Genomic DNA, 9,421 nt, shown 5'->3' on the forward strand with positions numbered 1-9,421 from the left:
AGCAAGGGCCGGTGGGACTACCTGCTGGGCGCCGGTTATGAAGACCAGGGCCTGTGGCTGGACGGCGACGGCACCGCGATCGGCACCGACACCACGCAGGGCGACCTGATGGCCACCCGCGCCTACGACCTGCACGCCAAGCTGGGCTACTGGTTCGACGACAACCAGGAACTGCAGTTCAGCACCAACCGCTACCGGATCAAGTCCAAGGCCGACTACCTCGCCGTGGCCGGCAACCGCAGCGCCGGCATTCCCACCACGTCGGTGCGCGGTACCCCGCCGGGCACGCCGCCGTGGAACGATGTGTGGACCACCGGGCTGTCGTATATCCATCACGACCTGGCCGGGATGGAACTGCGCGCGATGGTGTTCAACCAGGAATTCGAAGGCCTGTTCGGCGGCGACCGCTCCTCGACCTTCCAGGATCCGCTGATCGCCCCGGTAGGCACGCTGTACGACCAGTCGCGCTCGGTAGCCTCCAAGTGGGGCGCCAAGACCAGCGTGGGTCGCGACGACCTGCTGGGCGGTGCGCTCAAGCTCACCGGCGGCATCGACCTGCTGCACGACAGTGGCAAGCAGGACCTGTACGGCACCGGCCGCACCTATGTGCCGGAATCCACGTTCCGCAACGTGGCCGGTTTCGTGCAGGCCGAGTACAAACTGCTGCCCACGCTGACCGCGCAGGCGGGTGTGCGCCGCGAAGAAGCCGACCTGCGCATCGACAGCTACCAGACCCTGTACCGCTACAACCGGGTCAACGTGGAGGGCGGCAAACTGTCCTTCGGCGAAACCCTGTACAACGCCGGCCTGGTGTTCGCGCCGACCGACACCTTCAACGTGTTCGGCAGCTACTCCGAAGGCTTCGGCATGCCCGACGTGGGCCGCGTGCTGCGCTCGATCAACACTCGCGGCACCTCGGTGGCCGACCTCGATACGCTCGAACCGGTGCTGACCCGCAACGTTGAACTGGGCGGGCGGCTGCGCGCCGGTGCATGGGAAGCGGACGTGGCGCTGTTCCAGTCGCGCTCGGACCTGGGGACGCGGATCATCGCAGTCGATGGTGCCTTCCAGATGGCGCGCGAAAAAACCCGCATCGAAGGCCTGGATGCCAGCGTGCGCTACCGCCTCAACGAAGCGCACAAACTCGGCCTGTCCTATGCGTGGACGCGCGGGCGCTACGACAGCGATGCCGATGGCCGGCTGGATGCGCGCCTGGATGGCCTGAACATCGCGCCGAACCGGGTGATTGCCAGTTGGTCGGCGCAGTGGACGCCGGCACTGTCCACGTTCGTGCAGGGGCAGTACGCGTTCAACCGCACCTTCGATGAAGCGGCCAAGCAGTTCCAGGGCTATGCACTGTTCGACCTGGCCGCCACGTACACCCTGCCCAAGGGCAGCGTGCAGCTGGGCGTGGCCAACCTGCTCGACCGCCAGTACATCACCTACTACTCGCAGAGCGCGCTGATCGAGCCGGACCGTTACTTCGCCGGGCGCGGGCGCACCGTCACCCTCGGCTACCAGCTCGACTTCTGACCGGACCGACCCGCATGTTCAAGTGGACCCTGTTCCAGCTGCACTGGCTGCTCGGCATCACCGCCGGCACGGTGCTGGCGGTGATGGGCCTGAGCGGGGCCACGCTGGCCTTCGAAGACGAGATCATGCGCGCGGCCAACCCGGTGTTCGCGCAGGTGGCCCGGCAGCATGAGGCCGGTGCGCAGCCGATGGCACTGACCGAACTGGTGCCGCGGCTGCAGCAGGGCCAGCCGCGCGCGATGCAGCGGCTGCGCATGGACGCCACCGGCCAGCGGCTGTCGGTGGCGCGTTTCGAGGGCGGCCAGGAACATTGGCGTTACTTCGATCCCTATACCGGCAGGATGTTCAATGACCTGCGCGGCCTGGCGTTCTTCGCCTTCGTCGAAGACCTGCACCGGCACCTGGTGGCCGGCGAGCGCGGCGGCGTGGTCACCGGCAGCTGCGCGATCGTGCTGGTGTTCTTCTGCCTGTCCGGGCTGTACCTGCGCTGGCCGCGGCGCTGGTGGCACTGGCGCACCTGGCTGGCGGTGGAATGGACCCGCAGCGGGCGCGCGTTCCTGTGGAGCCTGCACTCGGTGGTGGGCACCTGGGTGCTGCTGGTGTACCTGCTGATCGCGCTGACCGGGCTGTGGTGGTCGTTCGACTGGTACCGCGCGGGCGCTACCCAGCTGCTGGGCGGCGCCCGTGCCGAACAGGCCACCGCCACCGCCGGGCCGGGCGCGCTGGACCTGGGCAGGCTGCAGGCCACGCTGTACGCGCTGGAGGGCGTGCGCGGCGGCTACGTGGACCTGCGCTTCCCGGCAAAACCCGGCAAGGTGGTCACCGCGCGCGTGCAGGGCACCAACACCGCGCACGACCGCGCCCAGGACATCGTGCAGATCGATCCGGCCAGCGGCGCACTGCTGGGCTATGAGCCGTATGCGGCCCAGGGCGCGGGCGGCAAGGTGATGGTCAGCGTGTTCGCATTGCACTCGGGCAGCTTCTTCGGCCTGCCCGGGCGCATCGTGGTGATGCTGAGCAGCCTGGCCATGCTGCTGTTCTTCATCACTGGCTGGATGCTGTACCTGGACCGGCGCCGCAAGAAGCGCGAGGTACGCCACGCGCGCCTGCCCATCGCCACGGCGGGAGGCCACGGCCAGGCACCGTGGCTGGTCGCCTTCGCCAGCCAGAGCGGGTTCGCCGAACAGCTGGCATGGCGCGCGGCCGCGCAGCTGCAGGCGGCGGGACTGGCGGTGCAGGTCCGTGCGCTGGGGCAGCTGGACGCTGCCAGCCTGCAGCAGGCCGGCAAGGCATTGTTCGTGCTCAGCACCTTCGGCGATGGCGAAGCGCCGGACGCCGCACGCGTGTTCGAGCGCCGCCTGCTCACCCGATCCCTGCCCCTGGCCGGGCTGGACTATGCGCTGTTGGGGTTGGGCGATGGCGAGTACGTGCGCTTCTGCGGTTTCTCGCGTGCGGTGGATGCGTGGCTGCATACGCAGGGCGCGCAGCGCCTGTTCCCGACCGTGGAGGTGGACCGCGACGATGCGGCGGCGCTCGCACGCTGGCAACAGCAGCTGAGTGCGATCAGCGGCATCGAAGACACGGCACCACCGCCGGCGCCGGCCGCCCTGCAGGCGTGGGTATTGCAGGGTCGCCAGCAGCTCAACGCGGGCAGTGCCGCCGCGGCGATCTGGCAGGTGGACCTGACCCCGCCGGCACACGCCAGCTGGCAGGCCGGCGACATCCTGGAAGTGGCACCGCGGCATGCCGATGCGTACGTGCGCGCCGTGCTGGCCAGGCACGGGCTCGACCCGGCGGCACGCATCGTGGTGGACGGCCTGCCCGCCACGCTGGTCGAGGTGGCGGCTGGCCGTGTGTTGCCCGACGTCCCGCCGGCCCTGCCGGTCGCCGACGCCGCCGCCTGGCTGGCCACGCTGCCCGCGTTGCCGCACCGCGAGTACTCCATTGCCTCGGTGCCCAACGATGATCGACTGCAGCTGGTGATCCGCCTTACCCACCTGCCCGATGGCCGCCACGGGCTGGGCGCGGGGTGGTTGTGCGTGCACGCCGCCCCTGGCGCGTCGATCCAGGCCCGGGTGCGCCGCAATGCCGGTTTCCACCGTTTCCCGGAACACGCACCGATGCTGCTGATCGGCAATGGCACGGGTATCGCCGGCCTGCGCAGCCTGCTGCGCGAAGCCGCCGCGCACGGCGACCGCGGCCACTGGCTGGTGTTCGGCGAGCGCACCCGCGCATTCGACCGGCTGTACGGCGACGAGATCGCGGCCTGGCAGGCCGAGGGCCACCTGGCCCGCGTCGATCTGACGTTCTCGCGCGACGTGGACGGGGGCGGCTATGTGCAGCACCGCCTGCGTGCGGACCCGGAGGCGCTGCGGGCCTGGGTGGCGATGGGGGGCAGCCTCTACGTGTGCGGCTCGCTGCACGGCATGGCCGAGGGGGTGGACGCGGTGCTGCGCGAGGTGTTGGGCGAGGACCAGGTGGATGCGTTGCTGGGCGAAGGACGTTACCGCCGCGACGTGTATTGAGGGGTGCAGCGACGCAGGGCGTCGCTCTACCGGTGCTGGTTTGTTTCAGTCGGTGGTCGGGTGGTGCAGCGACGCACGGCTTAGGGGAACCAGCGTCGCAGGTAGGGCGCGGTGGCACCGGCCTTGGCGCGGCTCACCTGCGCGGGTGTGCCGGTGGCCACGATCGTGCCGCCCTGCTCGCCCGCCCCCGGGCCGACGTCGATCACCCAGTCCGCATCGGCCACCACGCGCAGGTCGTGCTCGACCACCACCACGGTATTGCCGGCATCCACCAGACCGTGCAGCTGCGCCATCAGCTTGTCCACGTCGGCTGGGTGCAGGCCGGTGGTCGGCTCGTCCAGCACGTACAGGCTGCTGCCGTGCTGGCTGCGCTGCAGTTCGGTGGCCAGCTTGATCCGCTGCGCTTCGCCGCCGGACAACTCGGTGGCCGGCTGGCCCAGCCGCAGGTAGCCCAGGCCGATGTCGCGCAGCAGCTGCAGCGGGCGCTGCACCGGGACCTCGTCGGCGAAGAAGGCCAGTGCCTCCTCCACGGTCATGCCCAGCACCTGGGCGATGTTGCGGCCGTTCCATTCCACTTCCAGGGTCTTGGCGTTGTAGCGCTGGCCATGGCAGGTGGGGCACGGCGCGTACACGCTGGGCATGAACAACAGTTCCACGTGCACGAAGCCTTCGCCTTCGCAGGTATCGCAGCGGCCTTGCGCCACGTTGAAGGAAAAACGCCCGGCACTGTAGCGCCGCGCCTTGGCGGTGCGGGTGGCGGCGAACAGGCGGCGCACGTGGTCGAACAGACCGGTGTAGGTGGCCAGGTTGGAACGCGGGGTGCGCCCGATCGGCTTCTGGTCGACGTTGACCAGCCGCTTGATCGCCTTGGCACCGGCGTGCAAGCGGCCGCGGGTACGCTCGATGCTGCTGGGCACCGGCAGTTCGCTGTCGGTGTCCTCCACCACCGGCTCGTGGCCCAGGTGCTCGCCGACCAGTTCCACCAGCGCCTGGCTCACCAGGCTGGACTTGCCCGAGCCGGAGACACCGGTCACCGCGGTGAATGCGCCGAGCGGGAAGCGCGCGTCCAGGCCGTGCAGGTTGTTGCGGTGGATGCCGCGCAGTTCCAGCCAGCCCGAGGGCGTGCGCGGCATGCGCCGTTCACCGCGGTCGCCGTCGAACAGGTACGGCGCGGTGACCGAGGCCTTGACCGTGCGCAGGCCGTCGGGCGGCCCGCTGTAAAGCACCTGCCCGCCATGCTGGCCGGCCCCCGGGCCCACATCCACCAGCCAGTCGGCGCGCCGCAGCATCTCCAGGTCGTGCTCGACCACGAACAGGGTATTGCCACCGGCCTTGAGCTGGTCGAGCGCGCCATACAGCGCTTCGCCGTCGGCCGGGTGCAGGCCGGCGGTGGGTTCGTCGAGCACGTACACCACGCCGAACAGGCTGGAGCGGATCTGGGTGGCCAGGCGCAGCCGCTGCAGTTCGCCCGGTGACAGCGTGGGCGTGGCGCGGTCCATCGACAGGTAGCCCAGGCCCAGCGCCTCCAGCGTGCCGATGCGCTCAACCAGGTCATGCGCGATGCGCTGGGCGGCGATGCGTTTTTCCTCGGACAGGTCCGGCGTGCGCCGCACGTCGCTGCCGCCTGCATGGGACGGGCCGCCGGCGGCGACGCGCGCCTGCTGCGCCTTGCGCCCGACCGCGCGGCTGCGGGTGGCGGCCGCCGCCGGGGCCTCGAAATGACCTTCGGCGGCGGGGCGCAGCACGGCGGCCATGGCACTGAGCGACAGCTGCGACAGCGCACCGATGTCCAGCCCGGCAAAGGTTACCGACAGCGCTTCGCGCTTGAGTCGCTTGCCGTCGCACACCGGACACGCCGTGCCCACCATGTAGCGGGCCACGCGCTTTTTCATCATCGCGCTCTGGGTGGTGGCAAACGTATGCAGCACATACCGCCGCGCACCGCTGAAGGTGCCCATGTAGCTGGGCTCTTCCTTGCGGCGCAGCGCGGCGCGGGTTTCGGCGGGGGTGAAGCCGGCATACACCGGCGCCACCGGCTGTTCCTCGGTGAACAGGATCCAGTCGCGCTGCTTCCTGGGCAGGTGGCGCCAGGGAATATCCACGTCGTAGCCCAGCGTGACCAGGATGTCGCGCTGGTTCTGCCCGTGCCAGGCCGGCGGCCATGCCGCGATGGCGCGTTCGCGGATGCTCAGCGACGGGTCGGGCACCATCGACTGCTCGGTCACTTCATACACGTGGCCCAGGCCATGGCAGTTCGGGCAGGCACCCTGCGGGGTATTCGGCGAAAAGTCCTCGGCATACAGCATGGGCTGTTTGGCCGGGTAGGTGCCGGCGCGCGAATACAGCATGCGCAGCAGGCTGGACAGCGTGGTGACGCTGCCGACGCTGGAGCGCACGCTGGCCGTGCCGCGCTGCTGCTGCAGCGCCACCGCCGGCGGCAGGCCCTCGATGGCATCCACGTCGGGCACGCCCACCTGGTCGATCAACCGCCGTGCATACGGCGATAGCGACTCCAGGTAGCGCCGCTGCGCCTCCGCATACAGCGTACCGAAGGCCAGCGACGACTTGCCCGACCCGGAGATGCCCGAGAACACCACCAGCGCATCGCGCGGGATGTCCACGTCGACGTCCTTGAGGTTGTGTTCGCGGGCACCGCGCACGCGCACGAAGGCGTTGCGGGTGGACGGTGACGGGGGCGTGCGACGGGTGCTCATCGGTGCAGGATAAAGAGCACCCGTCGAAGCGGCCAGTGAAGGAACGTGAGCAGGGCGTGTGGGGCGACGCTACACCGCAACGCGCAGGGCCGCACGCGGCGTCACTGGCACCTCCAGCACGAACGCGGCCACCGCGTCGGACAGCAGCGCGGCCTGGCGTTCCATCGCCTGCGCCGAGGCCGACGCTTCCTCCACCAGCGCCGCGTTCTGCTGGGTGCTGCCATCCATCTGCAGCAGCGTGTGCCCCACCTGCTCGATGCCGGCGCTCTGCTGCTGCGACGCCGCCGAGATGCTGGCCATGATCGCACTGACCTGCTGCACGCTGCCCACGATCTGGTCCATCGTCGCACCGGCTTGGTCCACCTGGCGGCTGCCGGCGGCCACGGTGTCCACCGAGGCCTCGATCAGGCCCTTGATCTGCCGGGCGGCATCGGCACTGCGTTGGGCCAGCAGGCGCACTTCGCTGGCCACCACGGCGAAGCTGCGGCCCTGCTCGCCAGCCCGCGCCGCCTCCACCGCCGCGTTCAAGGCGAGGATGTTGGTCTGGAAGGCAATGCCGTCGATGACCCCGGTGATGTCGCCGATGCGCCGCGACGCGTCGGCGATGTCACGCATGCTGGCCACCACCTGCGCCACCGAGGCGCCGCCCTGCTGGGCGACGCCGGTGGCCTGCAGCGCCAGCTGGTTGGCCTGCTGGGCGGCGTCGGCGTTCTGGCGCACGGTGGCGGTGAGTTCTTCCATTGACGAGGCGGTTTCTTCCAGGTGCGCGGCCTGTCGCTCGGTGCGCCCGGCCAGCTCCTGGTGGCCTGCCACGATCTCACCCGCCGCGCCATCAATGGCAGTCGAGGCCTGCTGGATGCGTGCCACGATGTCGGTGAGCTGCTGCACGGTGGCGTTGGCATCGTCGCGCAGGTGCGCGAACACGCCCTGGAACTCGCCCTGCATGCGCACCCGCAGATCGCCCTGGGCCAACGCGGACAGCACCGCCTGCAGACCGGACAGATTGCCCTGGAAGGTATCCAGCAGCCGGTTGGTGCTGACCGCCAGCGTGCGCACGAAGCCGTGCTTGCCGGTGGTGTCGATGCGGCCATGCAACTGGCCGTGCGCAGCGGCATCCACCAGCGCCGCCACTTCGGTTTCCACCGTGGTTTCCAGCGCGCGGCTGCGCCATTCCACCGCGGCGCCCAGCAGGTGGCCGTCGTCGATGATCGGCGTGGCCACCAGCTGGTAGCGCGTGCCCGCGTGCTCGATCTCATGGCTGCCCGGCTCGCGGCCTTGCAGCGCTTCCACGATGCGCGCGAACACCGGGTGCAATGCCTGCGCCGGTTGGCCACGCCACTGCGCTTCGGATGCCGCCAGTTCGGCCAACAGCGCATGGTTGAGCAGGCTGATGCGGCCGTCGGGGTCGATCACCATCACCCCGGCCTGGGTGCTGTCCAGCGCCTGCCGCGCGCGGGCGTTGTCGCGCGCGGCGGCACGTTCGGCCTCGATGCGCCCGCGCAGGCGCTGCTGCATGTGCACCAGCCGCTGCGCCAGCTGCCCGATCTCATCATGCGGGTTGTGCACCACCAGCACGCTGTCCAGGCGGTCCTCGGCGATGTCTTCGGCAAACCGCAGGGTGTCGGCGATAGGCTGGCGCACGGCACGCAGCACCAGCAGCAGGCTGGCGATCAGCACCGCCGCCACCAGCGCCAGCGTGAACCCGAACAGCACGGTCATCGCGCGTGCCTGCGCCTGCTGGCGGGCACGCGCGGCGTCCAGCGCAGCCGCCTGCGCCTGGTGCAGCGCCTGCAATGCCGGGGCAATCTGCGCGGCGGTATCGGCCAACGACTGCGCTTCCACGTCCAGCCCTACGCGGGCGGCGGTGTAGGCCAGCAACGCGCTCTGGTAAGCGTCCATGCCGGCGCGCAGGGCGTCCTGCGTTGCTGCCGGCAGGCCCGAGGCAGACAACGCAAGGTCGAACGGCAACTTGGCTTCGCTGGCACGATCGGTGTGCTGTGCATCACCGCTGAGCAGCAGCAGTGCTTCCTGGCGGCGCATGGCCTGCCATTGCACGGCCAACGCCAGGCGATCGGCTCCGGCAAGCAGGCCGTCCAGCGCGGCCGCGCTGGCGTCCAGTTGTGCGCGCAGTCCGGCGTCGCCGCGGCCCATTTCATCGGCGCGGGCATTCAACGCCGCAATCCCGTCGGCGAATTCCTGTGCACGGGCCGCCAGCGCGCGCAGCGCGGCCGCCGTGCCCGGCTCGTGCGGGGTACGCTGCAGCGCCTGCAGGGTTGTCTGCAACTGGGCCTGGCCCTGTTGCAGGGCGGCACGGTCGGTGTCCTCGAAGGTGATGGCGTAGCGGGTCTGCAGGCGGCGCGCATCGGCCACCTGGGTGGCCAGCGTGGCGGCCAGGGCTGCGTCCTGCTGGTGGGCCGCGTAGCGGGCGGTGGCGCGTTCGCTGCTGTAGCGGGTCCATGCGTAGACCAACGCCACCACCAGCAGGCCGCTGCCGCAGACCAGCAGCGCGGCCTTGAGCTTGCGTGCGACACTCAGGCGGCGCGCCGACGCGGCGGCACGGGTGAACCAAGGCAGGACAACGCGCTCACCCAGGCGGGCGAACGAAGACAACGGGCGGCGGGGGACGGCCGACATCACATGCTCCAGGCG

General features: G+C 70.3%; 4 protein-coding genes. 2 read left to right on the forward strand and 2 right to left on the reverse strand.

Annotation, left to right across the window (positions count from 1 at the left end; translation table 11 throughout):
• Together DBR34_RS12510 and DBR34_RS12515 are read left to right on the forward strand one after the other, a co-directional pair.
• On the forward strand, positions 1–1,533 hold a 1,533-nt coding region (locus DBR34_RS12510; protein WP_128097035.1), incomplete at its 5' end, for a TonB-dependent receptor.
• Between the two features lie 14 nt (positions 1,534–1,547).
• Positions 1,548–4,058 carry a sulfite reductase flavoprotein subunit alpha gene (locus DBR34_RS12515; RefSeq protein WP_128097036.1) on the forward strand — a complete coding sequence of 837 codons (2,511 nt, stop codon included), beginning with the start codon at positions 1,548–1,550 and terminating at the stop codon, positions 4,056–4,058.
• Between the two features lie 80 nt (positions 4,059–4,138).
• Here the strand turns inward: DBR34_RS12515 and DBR34_RS12520 are convergent, their stop codons facing one another.
• A complete protein-coding gene (locus DBR34_RS12520; RefSeq protein WP_128097037.1) occupies positions 4,139–6,772 on the reverse strand; it encodes an excinuclease ABC subunit UvrA in 2,634 nt (877 codons plus the stop codon).
• 69 nt (positions 6,773–6,841) lie between these two features.
• Positions 6,842–9,406, reverse strand: a complete 2,565-nt coding sequence (locus DBR34_RS12525; RefSeq protein WP_128097038.1) for a methyl-accepting chemotaxis protein — start codon at positions 9,404–9,406, stop codon at positions 6,842–6,844.
• Positions 9,407–9,421: the final 15 nt, after the last annotated feature.

Origin of the sequence: Stenotrophomonas sp. HMWF003 (genome assembly GCF_003061285.1) — a bacterium.
GTDB lineage: Bacteria > Pseudomonadota > Gammaproteobacteria > Xanthomonadales > Xanthomonadaceae > Stenotrophomonas > Stenotrophomonas maltophilia_AP.